The sequence below is a fragment of the Pseudomonas sp. SAR267 genome (assembly GCF_052077595.1).
GTDB lineage: Bacteria > Pseudomonadota > Gammaproteobacteria > Pseudomonadales > Pseudomonadaceae > Aquipseudomonas > Aquipseudomonas vlassakiae.
In genome coordinates this window covers 5,642,779-5,662,141 of record NZ_JBQIHU010000001.1, presented here as the reverse complement: position 1 = coordinate 5,662,141, position 19,363 = coordinate 5,642,779, and the positions used below count along the sequence as shown (strand labels likewise).

General features: G+C 64.8%; 16 protein-coding genes. 11 read left to right on the top strand and 5 right to left on the bottom strand.

The window, feature by feature from the left end; genetic code table 11:
- Positions 1-5: 5 nt before the first annotated feature.
- The 7 genes from ACTORR_RS26840 (at position 6) to ACTORR_RS26810 (ending at position 7,942) form a co-directional block, all read left to right on the top strand.
- Entirely contained in the window at positions 6-749 is a 744-nt protein-coding gene (locus ACTORR_RS26840) for a glycosyltransferase family 2 protein (RefSeq protein WP_313365032.1), read from the top strand.
- On the top strand, positions 746-1,018 hold the full coding sequence (locus tag ACTORR_RS26835) for a lipid-A-disaccharide synthase N-terminal domain-containing protein (protein ID WP_313365031.1): 273 nt from the start codon (positions 746-748) through the stop codon (positions 1,016-1,018). The genes ACTORR_RS26840 and ACTORR_RS26835 overlap by 4 nt, the downstream gene beginning before the upstream one ends.
- Positions 1,019-1,021: 3 nt before the next feature.
- Complete coding sequence (locus tag ACTORR_RS26830; RefSeq protein ID WP_313365030.1) at positions 1,022-2,578, top strand: ArnT family glycosyltransferase; 1,557 nt, start codon at positions 1,022-1,024, stop codon at positions 2,576-2,578.
- Between the two features lie 89 nt (positions 2,579-2,667).
- Positions 2,668-3,537, top strand: a complete 870-nt coding sequence (locus ACTORR_RS26825) for an SdiA-regulated domain-containing protein (RefSeq protein ID WP_409521025.1) — start codon at positions 2,668-2,670, stop codon at positions 3,535-3,537.
- 73 nt (positions 3,538-3,610) lie between these two features.
- On the top strand, positions 3,611-4,831 hold the full coding sequence (locus ACTORR_RS26820) for a putative DNA modification/repair radical SAM protein (RefSeq protein ID WP_262110371.1): 1,221 nt from the start codon (positions 3,611-3,613) through the stop codon (positions 4,829-4,831).
- Positions 4,822-5,661 (top strand): TIGR03915 family putative DNA repair protein, encoded by an 840-nt coding sequence (locus tag ACTORR_RS26815; protein ID WP_313365028.1) that lies wholly within the window; start codon positions 4,822-4,824, stop codon positions 5,659-5,661. Before ACTORR_RS26820 ends, ACTORR_RS26815 begins: the two co-directional genes overlap by 10 nt.
- 124 nt (positions 5,662-5,785) lie before the next feature.
- Entirely contained in the window at positions 5,786-7,942 is a 2,157-nt protein-coding gene (locus ACTORR_RS26810; protein ID WP_441344078.1) for a TonB-dependent siderophore receptor, read from the top strand.
- Between the two features lie 32 nt (positions 7,943-7,974).
- On the opposite strand, the gene ACTORR_RS26805 is transcribed toward ACTORR_RS26810, so the two are convergent.
- Positions 7,975-8,826, bottom strand: a complete 852-nt coding sequence (locus ACTORR_RS26805) for a type 1 glutamine amidotransferase domain-containing protein (protein ID WP_313365026.1) — start codon at positions 8,824-8,826, stop codon at positions 7,975-7,977.
- 94 nt (positions 8,827-8,920) lie between these two features.
- Between ACTORR_RS26805 and ACTORR_RS26800 the strand changes: the two genes are divergently transcribed.
- The 4 genes from ACTORR_RS26800 (at position 8,921) to ACTORR_RS26785 (ending at position 13,492) form a co-directional block, all read left to right on the top strand.
- Positions 8,921-9,829, top strand: coding sequence for a LysR family transcriptional regulator (locus ACTORR_RS26800; protein ID WP_313365025.1), 909 nt, complete (start codon positions 8,921-8,923; stop codon positions 9,827-9,829).
- Positions 9,830-9,905: 76 nt separating this feature from the next.
- Complete coding sequence (gene treS / locus ACTORR_RS26795) at positions 9,906-11,972, top strand: maltose alpha-D-glucosyltransferase (RefSeq protein ID WP_313365024.1); 2,067 nt, start codon at positions 9,906-9,908, stop codon at positions 11,970-11,972.
- A gap of 182 nt (positions 11,973-12,154) precedes the next feature.
- On the top strand, positions 12,155-12,781 hold the full coding sequence (locus ACTORR_RS26790) for a riboflavin synthase (protein ID WP_054887367.1): 627 nt from the start codon (positions 12,155-12,157) through the stop codon (positions 12,779-12,781).
- Positions 12,782-12,790: 9 nt separating this feature from the next.
- The gene (locus ACTORR_RS26785; protein ID WP_099815735.1) at positions 12,791-13,492 is read left to right on the top strand and encodes a YoaK family protein; all 702 of its coding nucleotides are present in this window, start codon (positions 12,791-12,793) and stop codon (positions 13,490-13,492) included.
- Positions 13,493-13,495: 3 nt separating this feature from the next.
- Here the strand turns inward: ACTORR_RS26785 and proP are convergent, their stop codons facing one another.
- The 4 genes from proP to ACTORR_RS26765 form a co-directional block, all read right to left on the bottom strand.
- Positions 13,496-14,998 (bottom strand): glycine betaine/L-proline transporter ProP, encoded by a 1,503-nt coding sequence (proP, locus tag ACTORR_RS26780; protein WP_418055977.1) that lies wholly within the window; start codon positions 14,996-14,998, stop codon positions 13,496-13,498.
- Between the two features lie 138 nt (positions 14,999-15,136).
- Complete coding sequence (gene hemB / locus ACTORR_RS26775) at positions 15,137-16,111, bottom strand: porphobilinogen synthase (protein ID WP_054887370.1); 975 nt, start codon at positions 16,109-16,111, stop codon at positions 15,137-15,139.
- A 314-nt stretch (positions 16,112-16,425) separates the two neighbouring features.
- Complete coding sequence (locus tag ACTORR_RS26770) at positions 16,426-17,319, bottom strand: PA4780 family RIO1-like protein kinase (RefSeq protein WP_099815733.1); 894 nt, start codon at positions 17,317-17,319, stop codon at positions 16,426-16,428.
- Between the two features lie 456 nt (positions 17,320-17,775).
- Positions 17,776-19,353 carry an aldehyde dehydrogenase (NADP(+)) gene (locus ACTORR_RS26765; RefSeq protein WP_313365573.1) on the bottom strand — a complete coding sequence of 526 codons (1,578 nt, stop codon included), beginning with the start codon at positions 19,351-19,353 and terminating at the stop codon, positions 17,776-17,778.
- Between the last annotated feature and the right edge of the window lie 10 nt (positions 19,354-19,363).

Below are 19,363 nucleotides of genomic sequence, written 5' to 3'. Positions count from 1 at the left end.
CCTCGATGACTGATCCTCTTGACCTCTCGGTACTGATCCCCGCCAAGAATGAGGTCGACAACCTGCCGGCGCTGCTGGCGGAAATCCGCACGGCGCTGGCCGCCGAAAACTATGAAGTGCTGGTGGTCGACGACGGCAGCACTGACCAGACGCTCAACAGGCTGAAGCAGCTCAAGCAGCAAGGCTTTCCCCAGTTGCGCATCCTGCGCCACGACCGCTCGCTGGGCCAGAGCACCTCGATCTGGCACGCCGCCCAGGCTGCCCGCGGCCGCTGGCTGGCCACCCTGGACGGCGACGGGCAGAACGACCCGGCCGACATCCCCGGCATGCTCGCCCTGGTGCGCGGCAACCAAGACCTCGGCGGCGGCATCCAGCTGGTCGCCGGGCACCGCGTCAACCGCCGCGATACCGCCAGCAAGCGCTGGGCCTCGCGCTTCGCCAACGGCCTGCGCAGCCGCCTGCTCAAGGACGCCACGCCAGACACCGGCTGCGGCCTGAAACTGATCGACCGCGAAGCCTTCCTGCGCCTGCCCTATTTCGACCACATGCACCGCTACATCCCGGCGCTGATCCTGCGCCACAAGGGCCGCATGCTGGTGCACCCGGTGCACCATCGCCCGCGCCATGCCGGCGTGTCCAAGTACGGCAACCTGGACCGCGCCCTGGTCGGCATTCTCGACCTGGTCGGGGTCTGGTGGCTGATCCGCCGCACACGCCTCGACAGCCAACCCCAGGAGCTCGAAGGATGACCCGCGAAACCCTCTGGCTGATCGTCGGCTTCGCCGGCCAGGTCGTGTTCACCGGCCGCTTCGTGCTGCAGTGGCTGTACAGCGAATTCAAGAAACGCAGCGTGATCCCGGTGGGCTTCTGGTACCTGAGCATGCTCGGCAGCGCCCTGCTGCTGGTCTACGCCATCTACCGCGAGGACCCGGTATTCATCATCGGCCAGTCGTTCGGCCTGGTGGTCTACCTGCGCAACCTGCAGTTGATTGCCCGCCACAAAGAGCGGAAGGAATAGCCCTTGCCAAGGTTCCAGACACTGGGGGCCGAACGCCTGGCCCTGGTTGTACTCGCCGTGCTGCTGGTCGGTGCCGGTATTGGCTGGCGCCAGCCGATGAACGTCGATGAAGAGCGCTTCCTCGGCGTCGCCCTGGAAATGCTCCAGAGCGGCAACTGGTTCATCCCTCACCGCGCTGCGGAAATCTATGGCGACAAACCCCCGTTGTTCATGTGGACGGTAGCCCTGTTCAGTTACCTGACCGGCTCGCCCAAGGTCGCCCTCTACCTGCCAGGGCTGATGTCCGCGGTGACCATCACCCTGGTGCTGCATGACCTGGGCAGACGCCTGTGGACCCGGCGCATCGGCGTGATCGCCGCGCTGCTGTTCCTGGCGACCTACCAGAGCTACAGCATCCTGCGCACCGGGCAGATCGACAGCTACCTGTGCCTGTGGGTGGCGCTGGGCCTGTACGGCATGGTCCGCCATCTGTTGCTCGGGCCTGCCTGGGGCTGGTTCTACATGGCCTGTGCGGCCATGGGCCTGGGCATCATCAGCAAGGGCGTGGGGTTCGTACCCGCACTGATGCTGCTGCCTTATGCCTGGGCCGTGCGCAAAGGCTGGCGCGGCGTGGTGGCGTATCCCGGCCAGGGTTGGCGCTGGAGCCTGGGTTTCGTCTGGCTGCTGGCAGGCTGCGCGGTGTGGCTGCTACCGCTGCTGATATCGATCGCCCACGGCGGCGGTGCCGCGGAACTGGCCTACCTGAAGGAGATTCTCCTGCGCCAGACCGCTAACCGTTACGCCAATGCCTGGGACCATCGCGAGCCGTTCTGGTACTTCTTCGTCAAGGTCATCCCGCAATACTGGCTGCCCCTGATCCTGGCCTTGCCGTGGCTGGTCCCGGCCTGGCGCAGGCAGCTGCAAAAACGTGATGGGCGCTTCCTGCTGCTGCTCGGCTGGGTGGCCCTGGTGCTGCTGTTCTTCAGCCTGAGCAGCGGCAAGCGCAAGCTCTACATCTTCCCGGCCCTGCCCGGCCTGGTACTGGCCATCGCCCCGCTGGTGCCGTGGCTGCTCAAGCGCTGGTTGCAGCGCCGCCCCGGCTGGCGCAAGGCGTTCACGGCCATTGCCCTGGCGTGGTTCTGCCTGTGGTTCGCCCGCGGCTTCGTCGAGCCGCTCAAGGAGGGCCGCAACCCGCACGAAACCTTGATGGCCGACGCCGCCCGCGCCACCGGTGGCGCCGAACTGGTGCTGGTCAACTGGCGTGAAGGGCATTGGCTGTTCGCCCGGCAACCCCTGGTTCATTTCGGTTTCGCCAACCAGTCCAAGCCGGAAACCGCGGTGTATTGGTTACGCCAGAACCCCACGGCCTTCGCCCTGGTTCCGCAAACCGAACTGGGCCGCTGCTTCAACGCTGACAAGGCTCAACGGTTGGGCGACACCTCGCGCGCCGAGTGGTACGTGGTCGGTGCCGATGCCGACAACGGCCAATGCCAGCCAAACGTACCTGAACAGGTCTACCACTTCGCCTGGGCCAACACGCCCGCACACCTGCAAACAGCAGCACAGGGGGCCGGACAATGACGACTCAAACCCTGACAGCACCGCGCCGGCATGTGTGGCGACGTTTGAACCGCTGGGGCCAGATCGGCGCGGTCGGCGTCTTGGTGGCCATGGCACTGGTGGGCATCGAGGCCGCCCGCTCGTTCTGGCCTCTGCAACTCTACGCGCACCTGAGCAACCGCTTGACGGGCGACACCGCACCCGGCAAGAACGTCTGGCTGCCGGACTTCAAGGTCACGATCGACGCCAAAGTGGTGGACCCGAACCTGACCAACCTGTCCGGCCTCACCTTCGACTACGACCGCGACCGGCTACTGGCGATCACCAATGGTGTGCCCACGGAATTGCTGGAGTTGAGCAAGACCGGCGTCATCGTGGCGCGCTATCCCCTGGTGGACTTCGAAGACACCGAAGGCCTGGCCTACCTGGGCAATGGCCGCCTGGCCATCAGCGACGAGCAGAAGCAACGCCTGGACGTGATCACCCTGCCCGACCACCCGCAGCCGATCCACGCCAGCGAGGCTCAGTGGATCACCCTCGACATCAACCCGACCCTGCGCAACAAGGGCTTCGAGGGGGTGACCTACGACCGCCAGCATGACCGCCTCTTCGCCATCAAGGAGCGCGACCCACGACAGCTGTTCACAGTCACCGGCATGCTCGGCGCACTCAGCGGCGGGCCCTTGCAACTGACAGTCAGTGACCGCCGCGACTGGGTCAAGCGCAGCGTGTTCGCCACCGACCTGTCCGATGGCTACTACGACCCACGTACCGGCCACCTGCTGGTACTCAGCGACCAGTCGAAGAACATCACCGAGCTCGATGGAGATGGCCGCTTCGTCAGTATCCGTTCACTGCGTGCCTGGCTTGGCGGGCTGCACCGTGACGCGCCGCAGCCCGAAGGCATGACCATGGACAGCGCCGGCAACCTCTACGTCGTCAGCGAGCCCAACTTGTTCTACATGCTCAGCAAGCCCTGAAGCCGGCGCTGGCCCTTGCAAATGTACCGGTCTCGAAATACTGTATGAATATTCAGTATTTCGAGACATCCCCATGCAACTCATTGCCAAACTCGGCATTCTCGCCGATGCCGCCAAGTACGATGCCTCATGCGCCAGCAGCGGCGCGCCGAAACGCAGCTCGCGGGGCAGCGTCGGCATGGGCGCGACCGATGGCATGGGTATCTGCCACAGCTACACCCCCGATGGCCGCTGCGTATCGCTGCTCAAGGTGCTGCTGACCAACTTCTGCCTGTATGACTGCCAGTATTGCGTCAACCGCCGCTCCAGCAACGTCCCGCGGGCGCGCTTCAGCCCCGAGGAAGTGGTGCGCCTGACCCTGGATTTCTACCGGCGCAACTGCATCAGCGGCCTGTTCCTCAGCTCGGGCATCATCCGCTCGGCCGACTACACCATGGAACAGCTGATCCGTGTGGCGCGCCTGCTGCGCGAGGAACACCACTTCCGTGGCTACATTCACCTGAAGACCATCCCCGACGCCGACCCGCTGCTGATCGAAGAAGCCGGGCGCCTGGCCGACCGCCTCAGCGTCAACATTGAACTGCCTACCGACGCCAGCCTCAAGCGCCTGGCCCCGGAAAAGCAGGCACATACCATACGCCAGGCCATGGGCGTGATCCATCAGGGCCAGCAGGCCGTGGCCGGTGAACCGAAGGCACCCCGCTTCACCCCGGCCGGGCAGAGCACCCAGGTCATCGTCGGCGCCGACGCCACCGACGACAGCACCCTGTTGCGCAACGCCGAATCGCTGTATCAGGGCTACGGCCTCAAGCGCGTGTACTACTCGGCCTTCAGCCCGATCCCCGACAGCCCTGGCAGTGTGCCGCTGGCCGCCCCGCCACTGCTGCGCGAACACCGCCTGTACCAGGCCGACTTCCTGCTGCGCGGCTACGGTTACAAAGCCGGTGAGCTGCTCGGCCAGGCTGGCAACCTGGCGCTGGACATCGACCCCAAGCTGGCCTGGGCGCTGGCCAACCGCGAGCTGTTCCCGCTGGATGTGAACCGTGCCGAGCCTGCGCTGCTGGCGCGCATTCCCGGCATCGGCCTGCGCAGCGTGCAACGGCTGGTGGCGCTGCGTCGCGAGCGGCGCGTGCGCTACGACGACCTGATCCAGCTGCGCTGCGTGCTGGACAAGGCGCGGCCGTTCATCGTCACCAGCGATTACCGCCCCGCCGATGGCGAGCTGCGCAGTGGCTTGCTCAGGGCACGCCTGCGCGAACCCCAGGCGCCGCAGCAGATGGGGTTGTGGGGGTGATTGCGCTCGATTGCGATGACCTGTTCGCCACGTGGCGCAACCAGGCGCGTACCCTGCTGGGGCATGGCATCGACCCCGCCGACGTGACTTGGGCACAAGGCCCGATCCAGGACCTGCTGGCGCAGCCCACTCCCCTGCCCGAAGGCCCCGGCCCATTTCGTGCCAAGGTGCCGGCCGCATTGCTGACGCAACTCGAGCAGGCTGCCCGCTACCGCGGCGAACAACGCTGGAACCTGTTGTACGAGGTGCTCTGGCGCGTGGCCCATGGCGACCGTACCGCAATGCTGGCGGGTGACCGCCTGGGCAGTGAGTTGCAGCGGCGCATCAAGCAGGTCAGCCGCGAGGCGCACCACCTCCACGCATTCGTGCGTTTCGTGCCACTGCCCCAGATGCTGGCCGAGCGGTTGCAGCTGGACCTGGTGGCCTACCACGAACCCGCTCACGACATCCTGGAAAGCGCCAGCGCGCACTTCGCTGACCGCCTCGGGCGCCAGCGCTGGCTGATCGCAACCCAGCAGGATGGCATTCGCTTCGATGGTCAGGTATTCGATTATCGACGCCGCTGCCCGGACGATTGGCGGCAATGGGCGCACAATGCCGACGACCCCGGCGCTGAACTGTGGCGTACCTATTACCGGCATACTTTCAATCCTGCCCGGCTCAACCCTGACGCGCTGCGCCTGCACATGCCGGGTCGGTTCTGGCGGCACCTGCCGGAAGGCATGCTGATTCCGCAGCTGGAAGGCCTGGCACGACAAGGCAAGCAGCGCGACGGGCAGGCAATCGAAGTGGCCGGCCAGCGTGGCAAGAAGATCACCCGCAGCGGGTGATTTGTGAAAATTTTGTAATGGATCTGGCATACCACCTTCCCAAGGTGCGACACATCCTGACAAACTGACTGCTAATCATTCTCATAATTAGTTACGTTAGCCATACGCCAGGAGCCCATCCGTCATGCTTTCACCCCTCGCGCACACGCGCCCCCTCGCCGCCCGCAACCTGCTCGCCATGGCCGTATGCATGGCCACGGCCACGCCCACCCTGGCCGAAGACGCTCCGACCACGCTGGAGCTGGGCGCGACTGAAATCAGCTCGGACAGGCTAGGCAGCACCACCGAGGGCTCGGGCTCCTACACGACCGGCTCCATGTCTACCGCCACCAAGCTGCCGCTGAGCATGCGCGAAACGCCCCAGGCAGTAACCGTGATCACCCGCCAGCGCATGGACGACCAGGCCATGACCAGCATCAACGATGTGGTCAAGGCCACGCCTGGCCTGTTCCTCGACTACTCCAGCGGCCCGGGCCGGCAGAGCTACTCGGCACGCGGTTTCAACATCGATAACCTGATGTACGACGGCATCCCCAGTGGCTATACCGGCTGGGTCGTCGGGGCCCAGCCGAACCTGGCAATGTTCGACCGGGTCGAGGTGGTGCGCGGCGCCACCGGCCTGGTCACCGGTGCTGGCAACCCGTCGGCGGCGGTCAACCTGGTGCGCAAGCGCCCGCTGGCCGAGCAGAAGGTCACCCTGACCGGCGCCGCCGGCAGCTGGGACGACTACCGCGGCGAGGTCGATGCCTCCAGCCCGCTCAATGACAGCGGTACCCTGCGCGGGCGCGTGGTGGCGTCCTACCGTGACGCCAACAGCTACATCGATGATGTCGAAGAAGACCACGGCCTGTTCTATGCGGTGACCGAGGCAGACCTGTCCGATGACACCAGCCTGATGCTTGGTTTCTCGCACCAGACGGACAAGACCAATAATTTCTGGGGCGCCATGCCCACTGCGGTCGATGGTCACCACCTGGACTTCTCACGTTCCTACAACCCCGGCAGCGACTGGGAGAACAAGGACCAGCAGATCGATACCCTGTTCGCCGAACTGCGCCACTTACTGGCCAACGACTGGAAGCTGCAGGTCAATGCCAATTATGCGCAGCAGCAAGCTACCTTCACCGGGTCCTACCAGTCGCGCTGGGGCGGGCTGCAGGCGCCGATTGCGCGCACGGTCTACCAGTCCAGGCACCAGGAAAACCAGGCAGGCCTGGACGGCTTCGTCAGCGGCCCGTTCGAACTGCTTGACCGCAGCCATGAACTGGTGGTCGGCGCCAGCAAGCGCATCTACGACATGGACACCCGCAACTACAGCCCGTACGACACCAAATGGCCACTCAACGGCAGCAAGCCAAACTTCGTGCACACCGGAAACCAGCGCGAAGTGACCACCCAGGACGGCGTGTACATCACCACCCGCCTGAACCTGGCCGACCCGCTCAAGCTGATCCTCGGCGGGCGCCTGGACTGGTACGACTACGACAACCGCGATGGCGACGGCGACTACAAGGTCACCCGCAACGTCACCAAGTATGCAGGCCTGATCTACGACCTCGACGACCATCACTCGGTGTATGTCAGCTACAGCGACATCTTCACCCCGCAAAGCTCGAAGGACACTTCCGGTACCCCGGTAAAACCGATCGTAGGCAGGAACTACGAGGTCGGCATCAAGGGCGAATACTTCGGCGGCGCGCTCAATGCCAGCGTCGCGCTGTTCCGCATCGACCAGGAGAACCGTGCCACCCAGGTATACGTCGCGAACTGCCCGCAAACCTCCTGCTACGAGGCCTCGGGCGAGGTCCGCAGCCAGGGTATCGACATGGAGCTGCAAGGGGCGCTGACGCCTGACTGGCAGATCGGCGCGGGCTATACCTATGCGCGGGCGCACACCATCAAGGACGCGGCCAACCCTGCCAACGTCAACCAGCGTTTCGACACCGATACCCCGGAGCACATGTTCAAGCTGAACACCGTATACCACTTCCAGGGCCCGCTGGAGAAACTGCGCGTGGGTGGCAACATCTCGTGGCAGAGCCGTATCTACAACGATTTCACCGTGGCCGATGGCAGCGAGTACCGGCTGGTCCAGGGCGCCTATGCCGTCACCGACCTGATGGCGGGCTACCGGGTCAACCAGCACCTCGACCTGCAGCTCAATGCCAACAATGTGTTCGACCGCAAGTACTACTCGGCCGTTGCCAGTTCGGTGGACTACGCCGGCGACACCTGGGGCGCGCCGCGAAACCTGATGATGACGGCCAAGTACAGTTTCTAGCATTCAAGGCCGGGGCGCTGGCTTGTGGGCAGTCACTGCCTCTGCTCACGCTCAGCCAGCTTCTCCAGAAGCACCTTGGCCAGTGCTTTATCAGAGAACGGGTTCTGACCGGTGATCAGTTCTCGATCAACCTGAACATGCGGCTGCCAGGCCTGGGCATAGCTCATGGCACCACCCGCCCCGGCCATGGCCTTGGCCGGATAGAACTGCAAACGCTGCGGCGCGAGCGAGCGCTCGAAAACCTGCTCCTCAGGGTCAGAGAAAATCGTCATCCGATACCCCTGATACACCCAGTCACGGGCCGCAGGCTGATCGCCACGTGCCAAGGCAGCCTGGTAGCTGGCCGGGTCCTGTTGCGCGGCCAACAAGGCGATAGGCCCGTGGCAGATGGCTGCGGTCGGTTTGCCAGCCGCGTGGAAATGGCGCAGCAAGGTGCCTACGTCGGGGTCGTTGGCCAGGTCAATCAACGGCGCATGGCCACCGGGGATGAACAGACCGGCATAGCGCTCCAGCCCGCCTGCCAGCAGTTCCTTCACTGACAAGGTGTCGTCGATGCCTGGCAGGCCCTTCACGACTTGCTCGATGCGCCGCATTTCCGTTGCATCGCCAGCAAAGTACTGCGGATCGACCGAGCGCACATCGACGCTTGGCGCATTGCCTTTGGGGGTCACCAGCACCAGTTTGTAACCGGCCTTGAGCAATTGGTCGGCAGGTACGCCGAACTCGTTCAGGTAATAACCGGTGGGGTACTGCTTGCCGTCTTGCAACGGCAACTGGTGTTCACTGGATAACAGCACCACGATCTCGCCCTTGGGTGCGGCATAGCCAGTACTGGCGAGCAGAGCACCGGTCATTGCCAGCGCCAGGGTATTGAGCTTGTTCATCGGTTTCACCTGAATAGATATGGGAACTGGGCCCATCGTAATCAGGCCGCTAAAATTCGATAATTCGAAAGCTCTTATTTCTGTGATCCATAAAATGAATATCGCCAGCAAGGACCTCAACCTGCTGTACCTGTTCCACGTGCTCTACCAGGAACGCAACGCCACCCTCGCCGCGTCGCGCATGGCCCTGAGCCAACCGGCGCTCAGCCATAAGCTGAACAAGCTGCGGCACCAGTTTGGCGACCCGCTGTTCGTGCGTGCCCCCCGTGGCCTCGCCGCCACCCCGCGGGCGCATGAGCTGGCCCCCGAAGTACAGCGGTTGGTCGAAAGCCTGGCCGCGTTCTATGAACGGTGTGACGGCCAGGACTTTCTCGCCCGCCCGGCGCGCCTGCACCTGTACAGCACCGACTTCATGGAACAGACCCTGCTGCCAAGGTTGCTGCCGATCCTGCGCCGCCAGGCGCCGAACCTGGTGCTGATCACCCACAACACCGCTGGCCAGTTGCCGCGCGAGGCGCTGGAAAAAGGCACCTGCGACCTGGCCATCGCGGGCTTCTTCACCGACCTGCCAGATACCTTCCATCAGCAACGCCTGCTCAGTGAGGACTTCGTGGTGCTGGCGTCGCGCAACAACCCGCGCCTGCATGCAGGGCTCGATCTTGAGGCGTTTCTGGCCTGCGATCACCTGTTGACGACCCTCACCGGCGACCTTGACGGCCTGGTGGACCGTGCCCTGCGAGCGGCCGGGCGCAGCCGGCGAATCGTAGCTGGCTTGTCCAGTTTCATCGCCCCAACGCGACTGATACCGGGCACCGACCTGCTGCTCACCTGCCTGCGCTCGGTCGCCGAAGAGGCCGCCAAGCGGGAACCGGACCTGTGCCTGCACCCTTTGCCCCTGAACGTGCCGAAGATCGAACTCATGCAAATCTGGCATGAACGGACCCATGCCGACCCGCTGCGACAATGGTTTCGTCAACAACTGTGGGCCGTGGCGCAGCAATGACCGGCCTCAAGCCGAACGATCCGCCCACGATGCCGTCATAACCTTGGCCGGTGCCGCCACGCAAAGAGGACGCGAAATGACCCAGCCCGACCCGTCATACCTCCAATGGCTCGAAGACCGCTCGATGCTCAAGGCCTCGCAGGAGCGGGCCCGCCTGTACTCCGGCCAGTCACGCCTGTGGCAGAACCCCTACGCCGAAGCCCAGCCACGCCGCGCCACGGAAATCGCCTCGGTATGGCTGACCGTCTACCCCGACGCGATCATCGCCCCCGAAGGCTGCTCGGTGCTCGCCGCCCTCGGCCATGAAGCGCTGTGGAAACGCCTGTCGGAGATCGGCGTGCAAGGCATCCACACCGGCCCGATCAAGCAGTCTGGCGGGGTGCGCGGGCGTGACTTCACCCCGAGCATCGACGGTAACTTCGACCGCATCAGCTTTGACATCGACCCGCTCTACGGCACCGAGCAGGAGCTGGTGCAGATGAGCCGCCTGGCCGCCGCGCACAATGCCGTGACCATCGACGACCTGATCCCCTCGCACACCGGCAAGGGCGCGGACTTTCGCCTGGCCGAGCTGGCCCACGGTGCCTACCCCGGGCTCTACCACATGGTCGAGATCCGTGAGGAGGACTGGCCGCTGCTGCCCGAGGTGCCTGAGGGCCGCGATGCCGTGAACCTGTCGCCGGCGGTGTGCGACGAGCTCAAGGCGCGCCACTACATCGTCGGTCAGCTGCAGCGGGTGATCTTCTTCGAACCCGGTGTCAAGGAAACCGACTGGAGCGCCACCGCGCCCATCACCGGGGTCGACGGCAAGACCCGGCGCTGGGTGTACCTACATTACTTCAAGGAAGGCCAGCCATCCCTGAACTGGCTCGACCCCAGCTTCGCCGCCCAGCAGATGATCATCGGCGACGCCCTGCACGCGCTGGACTGCCTGGGTGCCCGCGGCCTGCGCCTGGATGCCAACGGCTTTCTCGGCGTGGAAACCCGCCCCAGCGGCAGTGCCTGGTCCGAGAGCCACCCGTTGTCGATCGTCGGCAACCAGCTGATCGGCGGCATGATCCGCAAGGCCGGCGGTTTCAGCTTCCAGGAGCTCAACCTGACCCTGGACGACATCGCGCAGATGTCCAAGGGCGGTGCCGACCTGTCCTACGACTTCATCACCCGCCCGGCCTACCAGCACGCCTTGCTGACCGGCGACACCGAATTCCTGCGCCTGATGCTCAAGGAAATGCACGCCTTCGGCATCGATCCGGCGTCGCTGATCCACGCCTTGCAGAACCACGACGAACTGACCGTCGAGCTGGTGCACTTCTGGACCCTGCATGCCCACGACATGTACCTGTACAAGGGCCAGACGCTGCCTGGCAGCATCCTGCGCGAGCACATCCGCGAGGAACTCTACGAACGCCTGTCCGGTGAGCATGCACCGTACAACCTGCGATTCGTCACCAACGGCATCGCCTGCACCACCGCCAGCCTGATCACTGCAGCATTGGGCATGCGCGACCTCGACCAGATCAGCCCGGCGGACATCGCACTGATCCAGAAGGTGCACCTGCTGCTGGTGATGTACAACGCCATGCAACCGGGCGTGGTCGCGCTGTCCGGCTGGGACATGGTCGGCGCCCTGCCGCTGCCGGCCGAGGCGGTGGCCGAGCGCATGGCCGACGGCGATACCCGCTGGATCCACCGTGGCGGCTACGACCTGGCCGGGCTCGCCCCGCAGGCAGAGACATCGGTGCGCGGCATGCCGCGCGCACGCTCGCTGTATGGCAGCCTCGACAGCCAGCTGGACGACCCCGCGTCGTTCGCCAGCCAGGTGAAGAAACTGCTGGCCGTGCGTCAGGCCTATGGCATCGCCACCAGCCGCCAGGTGCTGGTGCCCGAGGTCAGCAGCCCGGGGCTGCTGGTGATGGTGCATGAGCTGCCGGCCGGGCGTGGCATCCAGATCAGCGCGTTGAACTTCGGCCAGGCGGTGATTGCCGAGGAGCTGCAATTGACCGGCTTCACCCCGGGGCCGGTGGTGGACATGATCAACGAGACGGTCGAAGGCGACCTGACCGAGGATGGGCGGCTGACTGTCAACCTGGACCCTTATGAAGCGCTGTGCCTGAGGATCGTGAACAGCAGCGGGCATGTCTGAAGCCTGTACTGGCCTCTTCGCGGGTAAACCCGCTCCCACAGGATCGCCACAGTCTTCAAGCTTTGTGCAATACCTGTGGGAGCGGGTCTACCCGCGAAGAGGCCGGCACAGGCAGCTTGCATTTGCGGCGCCACGGGCATAGCTTCCTGATGTTTTCCCACTCTGTGCCCAGGAGCAACTTCATGTACACCGGCATCGTCCAGGCCGTCCGCCCTCTGCTTGATGTGACCACCTACCCGGGCCACAACCAGTTCACCATCGACCTTACCCCGGAACTGCTCGACGAGCTGAAGATCGGCGCCAGCGTCAGTGTCGAAGGTACCTGCCTGTCGGTCACCGAAATCGACGGCACCCAGGTCAAGTTCGACGCCATGACCGCCACGCTCGAACGCACCAACCTGCGCTGCTTCAAGGCTGGCCAGGGTGTCAATATCGAGCGCTCGGCGAAAATGAACGCCGAAGTGGGTGGCCACCTGATGGCCGGCCACATTGCCACCACCGCCGAGGTCGTCGAGCTGTCGATCAAGGAAACCGGCGCTTTCATCACCTTCCGCATGCCACCGCAGTGGGGCAAGTACGTTTTCCCGCGTGGCTTCATCGGGGTCAACGGTTGCAGCCTGACCGTCGCCGATGTCGAGGACAACGTGGTGACCATCAACCTGATCCCCGAGACCCTGCGCCAGACCACCTTCGCCCGCTACCAGGCCGGCGAGCTGCTGAATATCGAGGTGGACCACCAGACCATGGTGCTGGTGGATGTGGTGGAGCGCACCATCAAGAGCACCCTCGCCCGCGAATTGCCGCACTGAAGCCCGCACATGCTGCCCAACGCCCTCCCCGCGCGCACGGCCAGGCGCCTGCGCCTGCAGGTCCTGCGTGGCCGCGTCGGCCTTGGCCTGGTGGCCGGGTTATCGGTGCTGGCCGGCATGACGGATGCCATCGGCCTGCTGGCATTGGGCGATTTCGTCTCGTTCATGAGCGGCAACACCACGCGCCTGGCCGTGGCCATCAGTGACGCGGACCAGGCCATGGTGCTGCGCCTGAGCGGCGCCGTGCTGGGCTTCGTGGCCGGCAACGCGCTGGGTGTCATGCTGGCCCGTGGCTTCCGACGCCGAGCCTGGCCAGTGTTGCTGGTGGTCGCCACACTGCTTGCCTGCGCCGCAGCATGGCCGTTTGCGGCGACGTTCCCGGCGCTGCTGGCGGCCACCTTGGCCATGGGCATGATCAATGCGGTAGTGGAACAGGTGAATGGCCTGCCCATCGGCCTGACCTACGTCACCGGCGCACTGTCGCGCTTCGGCCGCGGCCTGGGCCGCTGGCTGCTGGGCGAGCGGCATAACGGCTGGCGGGTGCAGCTGGTGCCCTGGGCCGGCATGCTGCTCGGCGCTGCCCTGGGTGCCTGGTTGCAGCAGCGCCTGGGCCTGCAGGCGATGGCCGGCAGCGCCGCGCTGGCCTGCCTGCTGGCGCTGGTGTCGCGCTTCATTCCCCGCACCTGGCAGCGCGGCTACATGCCGCGCTGAGCCTCAGTCGATACGCGGGTGCTGCTGCGCCAGCACCTGGCGCTTGGCCTCCAGCTCGGCGATCTGCGCGTCGATATCTTCGATCTTCTGCTCGATGTTGTCGTGATGCTCCTGCAACAGTTCGCGCGCTTCTTCGATGTCCGACGCCGCAGGTGCTGCGCCACGCAGCGGCTTGTTGGCGGTTTCCTTCATGGTCACGCCGGTGACCAGGCCGACCACGGCGATCACCATCAGATAGTACGCCGGCATATACAGGTTGCCGCTGGTTTCCACCAACCAGGCGGCGAGGGTCGGGGTCAAGCCGGCGATCAGCACCGAGATGTTGAAGGCACTGGCCAGGGCGCTGTAGCGGATGTGCGTGGGGAACATCGCCGGCAAGGTCGAGGCCATCACGCCAATGAAGAAGTTCAGCAGCACGGCGATGATCAGCAGGCCGGAGAAGATCAGCCCCAGCGCGCCGCTGTTGATCAGCATGAACGCCGGGATGGCCAGGGCGAACAGCCCGACGCTGCCGACCACGATGAACGGGCGACGGCCATACTTGTCGCTCAGCAGGCCGATGATCGGCTGCACGAACAGCATGCCGACCATGATCGCGATGATGATCAGCACACCGTGGTCTTCGCTGTAGTGCAAGTTGTGCGACAAGTAGCTGGGCATGTAGGTGAGCAGCATGTAATAGGTGACGTTGGTGGCGATCACGACGCCGATGCAGGTAATCAGACTGCGCCAGTGCTTGGTGGCAACCTCCTTGAACGACACCTTCGGCCCCGAGGCCAGGCCTTCGCGGTCACCCTGCTCGAGTTTGTCCACGTGTTGCTGGAACGCCGGGGTTTCTTCCAGGGCGTGGCGCAGGTAGAGGCCGATGATGCCCAGCGGCAAGGCCAGGAAGAACGGCAGACGCCAGCCCCATTCGAGGAACTTCTCTTCGCCGAGCACAGTGGAGATCAGCACGACCACCCCCGCCCCGAGGACAAAGCCGGCAATCGAGCCAAAGTCCAGCCAGCTGCCGAGGAAGCCGCGCTTGCGGTCCGGGGCGTACTCGGCGACGAAAATCGATGCCCCGGTGTACTCCCCGCCCACCGAGAAGCCTTGGGCCATCTTCGCCAGCAACAACAAGATCGGCGCCCAGATGCCGATCGAGGCATAGGAAGGAATCAAGCCGATGGCAAAGGTGCTCAGCGACATGATCACGATGGTTGCGGCGAGGATCTTCTGTCGCCCGAAGCGGTCGCCCAGGGCGCCGAAGAACAGCCCGCCCAGCGGGCGAATCAGAAATGGCACCGAGAACGTGGCCAGTGCCGCGATCATCTGCACGCTGGGGTCGGCATTGGGGAAAAACACTTTGCCCAGTGCATAGGCGACGAAGCCGTAAACACCAAAGTCGAACCATTCCATGGCGTTGCCCAGCGCGGCGGCGGTGATGGCCTTGCGCATCTTGGCGTCGTCGACGATGGTGATGTCTTTCAAACCGATCGGCTTGACACTTTTCTTGCGAGATTTCATGCCCGTTTCCCTGTTGCTGATAGCTCTATGGGATCTGATCCAACGGGACACTAAATAATTCAGCGCTTACTGCTTTTTTCCTGCGCCAGCGCATTGCGCGCACTGCAAGCGCCGCTCGGAAGCGGCGCTTGCTGACGGTCAGATCCCGTCGCGAGCGAGGTCCATGGCGAAATAGGTCAGGATCAGGTCGGCACCGGCGCGCTTGATCGCACCGAGGCTTTCACGCACCACCCGGCCTTCGTCGATGGCACCGGCCAGGCCGCCGAACTTGATCATCGCGTATTCGCCGCTTACCTGGTAGGCCGCCAGCGGCAGGCGCGACGCAGCGCGGATATCGGCGATCACGTCGAGGTAGGCGCCGGCCGGCTTGACCATCAGCACATCGGCCCCTTCCTGCTCGTCGAGCAGCGACTCACGCACCGCCTCGCGGCGGTTCATCGGGTTCATCTGGTAGCTCTTGCGGTCGCCCTTGAGCGCGGTGCCGCCCGCTTCACGGAACGGCCCATACAGCGACGAAGCGAATTTGGTGGAATAGGCCATGATCGCGGTGTCGTGGAAACCGGCACCGTCCAGGGCGCTACGAATGGCCTGCACCTGGCCATCCATCGCCGCCGACGGGGCGATGAAGTCGGCACCGGCAGCGGCGGCGATGACCGCTTGCTTGCCCAGGTTGGCCAAGGTGGCGTCGTTGTCCACGCCATGGTCGTGCAGCACGCCGCAGTGGCCATGGCTGGTGTATTCGCAGAAGCAGGTGTCGGACATCACCACCATCTCCGGCACGGTGTCCTTGCAGATGCGCGACATGCGCGCAACCAGGCCGTTTTCGTTCCAGGTGTCGCTGCCGGTGGCGTCCAGGTTGTGCGACACGCCGAAGGTCATCACCGACTTGATGCCGGCGCGGGCATAGCGCTCGATTTCCTGGGCCAGGCGTTTTTCCGGGATGCGGTTGACACCCGGCATGCTGGTGATTGGCACGAAGTCATCGATGCCTTCTTCGACGAAGATCGGCAGGATCAGGTCTTCCAGGCGGAATTCGGTTTCCTGGAAGATCGTGCGCAGGGATTCGTTCTGGCGCAGGCGACGGGGACGAACGGACGGGAAACGGTTGGACATGACAGCTCCAGGGCATTTTTAACGGCGTATACCTTATGCCTGTCCGGCGCCAGTGAAAAGGCCGGATGACGAGATACTGCCTTGCGTCAATGGCAACAGCCGATTTTTGCCTGTGCGGCGAGGAAACGGCGGCACTAGTGTTGAAGCGCGTCTTGGCGCAACAAACGTGTACCGCCTTCGGTTTGAACTGCAATTTTTATCCGCTGCCCGTGCTCAGGCTGCTACAGCAATGGTTGACTCCCAGCGCTGATTGGGGCCCTCGGCAAGCAGGTGGGAAGAGCGAAATGCCTGGCAGCGCAGGAACGGTCAGACCCTTACTGCATCCACGGCGGTGTCGGCTCTTCAGCCTTGGCCGGCCCATGTTCGGCCTCATCCCGCGCCGCACGGCGGCGGGCTTCATCGCGCAGGGTGGCGTCGATCTCGCGCATCACTCCGGCCACGTCGGCGGCATGGTCGTCTTCCTCGAACTGCCCGCTCAGCGGGCTGTCCGGGCGCAATTCACCGGCTTCGTACAGCGCCCACATCTCATCGGCGTAGCGGGTGGCCTTGAGTTCCGGGGCAAAGCGCCCGAAGTAATGCGCCATGTTCGCCACGTCCCGCTGCAGCATGCTGAACGCATGGTTGTTGCCCGCCGCGTCCACCGCCTGTGGCAGGTCGATGATCACAGGGCCATCAGGGCCGAGCAGCACGTTGAATTCAGACAGGTCGCCATGCACCAGCCCGGCGCAGAGCATCAGCACGATCTGGCGGATGACGAAGGCATGATGCTCACGGGCCTCTTCGGCCTCCAGGTGCACGTCGTTCAAGCGGGGCGCGGCGTCGCCGTCGGCGTCGGTGACCAGTTCCATCAGCAGCACGCCGTCCTGGAAGTCGTACGGCTTGGGCACCCGAACGCCGGCATTGGCCAGGCGGAACAGCGCCGCCACCTCGGCGTTCTGCCAGGCGTCTTCGGCTTCTTTGCGGCCGTACTTGCTGCCCTTGGCCATGGCCCGGGCCTGGCGGCTGTTGCGGACCTTGCGGCCCTCCTGGTATTCGGCGGCCTGGCGGAAGCTGCGCTTGTTGGCCTCTTTGTAGACCTTGGCGCAGCGCACCTGGGCACCGCAGCGCACCACGTAGACGGCCGCTTCCTTGCCGCTCATCAAGGGCCGCAGTACTTCGTCGACCAGGCCGTCTTCGATCAGTGGTTCGATTCGTTTTGGTGTCTTCATCAGGCTGCGTTCGGGGGTCCTGGCTTGGAGGTTGGACATCCTCTCACAGGCAGTGATTGTCGTCAGCCCTGGTGTTTGTCGTTAGCCCTGGTGTTTGTCGTTAGCCCTGGTGTTTGTCCTTAGCCCTAGTGCCTGCCTTGAGAGGTTTGGCGCCTGGGAGATCGAGCGCCGCCCGCGCGGCGCATCGCGGGCAAGCCCGCTCCCACATCTGTTTCGGGCCAGTTACTCCTGTCCCGCCAACAGGATCCGCCTTGGTGCATGACTGAAGATCTGTGAAAAGCAGTTGCGCCAACCTCGATATCGGAAGGAACAAACAGGGCGGTCCCTGTTGGCTTCACAGGAGTGACTGGCCCGAAACAGATGTGGGAGCGGGCTTGCCCGCGATGCGCCGCGCGGGCGGCGCTCGATCTCCCAGGCGCCAAACCTCTCAAGGCAGACACCAGAAGCAACCACCACCTATCGGCTTATCCCCTCGCGGCTGTACACACCATCCACCAACCGCAACAAACCAAGCGGATTGCCATCCTGCAACGCCGCCGGCAACAAGCCATCCGGATAGTTCTGATAACACACCGGCCGCAAGAAACGATCAATGGCCAATGTCCCCACCGAGGTCCCCCGCGCATCGGACGTGGCCGGATACGGCCCGCCATGCACCATCGCATCGCTCACCTCGACCCCGGTCGGGTAACCGTTGACCAGCAGGCGGCCAGCCTTGCGTTCAAGCAACGGCACCAGTGCTGCGTACCGCTGCAGGTCCTGAGGTTCGGCAATCAGTGTGGCCCTCAGCTGGCCATGCAAGGCGCCCAGCGCACGGCGCAGTTCGTCTTCGTCGGCCACTTCGACCACCACCGTGGTCGGGCCGAAGACCTCTTCCTGCAACAGCTCATCACCGCTCAGCAGCAAGCTGACATCTGCCTGGAACAGCTGCGCCTGGGCCTGTTCACCGCCCTGCCCGGCCCCAGCCAGGTGGCGTACGCCCGGATGCTGGTGCAAGCGCGCTACACCGCTGGCATAGCTGCGCAGCGTGCCAGCATTGAGCATGGTCTGCCCTGGCTGATCGGCCATGCGTGCAGCCAGTGCAGCCACGAATGCCGAGAACGCTGGCCCCGCCATGCCGATAACCAGGCCCGGATTGGTGCAGAACTGCCCGCAACCCAGTACCACCGAAGCCGCCAGCTCGGCCGCCACCTGCTCGCCCCTGGCCTGTAACGCCGCCGGCAGTACCAGCACCGGGTTGATGCTGCTCATCTCGGCAAACACCGGGATCGGCTGCGGACGCGCTGCAGCCAGGTCGCACAAGGCCCGGCCCCCCTTGAGCGAGCCGGTGAAGCCCACCGCCTGGATCGCCGGGTGGCGCACCAGCGCTTCGCCTACGCCGGCGCCGTAGATCATGTTGAACACCCCGGCTGGCATGCCAGTAGCCTCGGCGGCCCGCTGGATCGCCTCGGCGACATACTCGGCAGTGGCCATGTGGCCACTGTGGGCCTTGACCACCACCGGGCAACCGGCAGCCAGCGCGGCAGCGGTATCGCCGCCTGCCGTGGAGAACGCCAGCGGGAAGTTGCTGGCGCCGAATACCGCCACCGGGCCGACACCGGTGCGGTACTGGCGCAGGTCAGGGCGCGGCAGCGGCTGGCGCTGGGGCTGGGCGCGGTCGATGCGGGCGCCCAGGTAGTCGCCACGGCGCAGCACCTGGGCGAACAGGCGCATCTGGTTGCTGGTGCGGCTGCGCTCGCCCTGGATGCGTGCGGCGGGCAAGGCGGTTTCGCGGCAGACCGTGTCGATGAAGGCCTCGCCAAGCGCATCCAGCTCCCCGGCAATGGCATCCAGAAACTGCGCACGGCGCTCTGGCGCCAAGCCGTTGTATTCGGCAAAAGCCTGCTCGGCGGCGCAGGCGGCGGCATCCACCTCGTCAGGCGTGGCCTGGGTGAAGACGACCGGCAGGGCCTCGCCCGTGCGGGCATCCAAACTCAGCAGGCGCACGCTGCCTGCGGCGCTGCGGGCGCCGCCGATGAAGTTGCTTCCTGACATGCTTGACTCC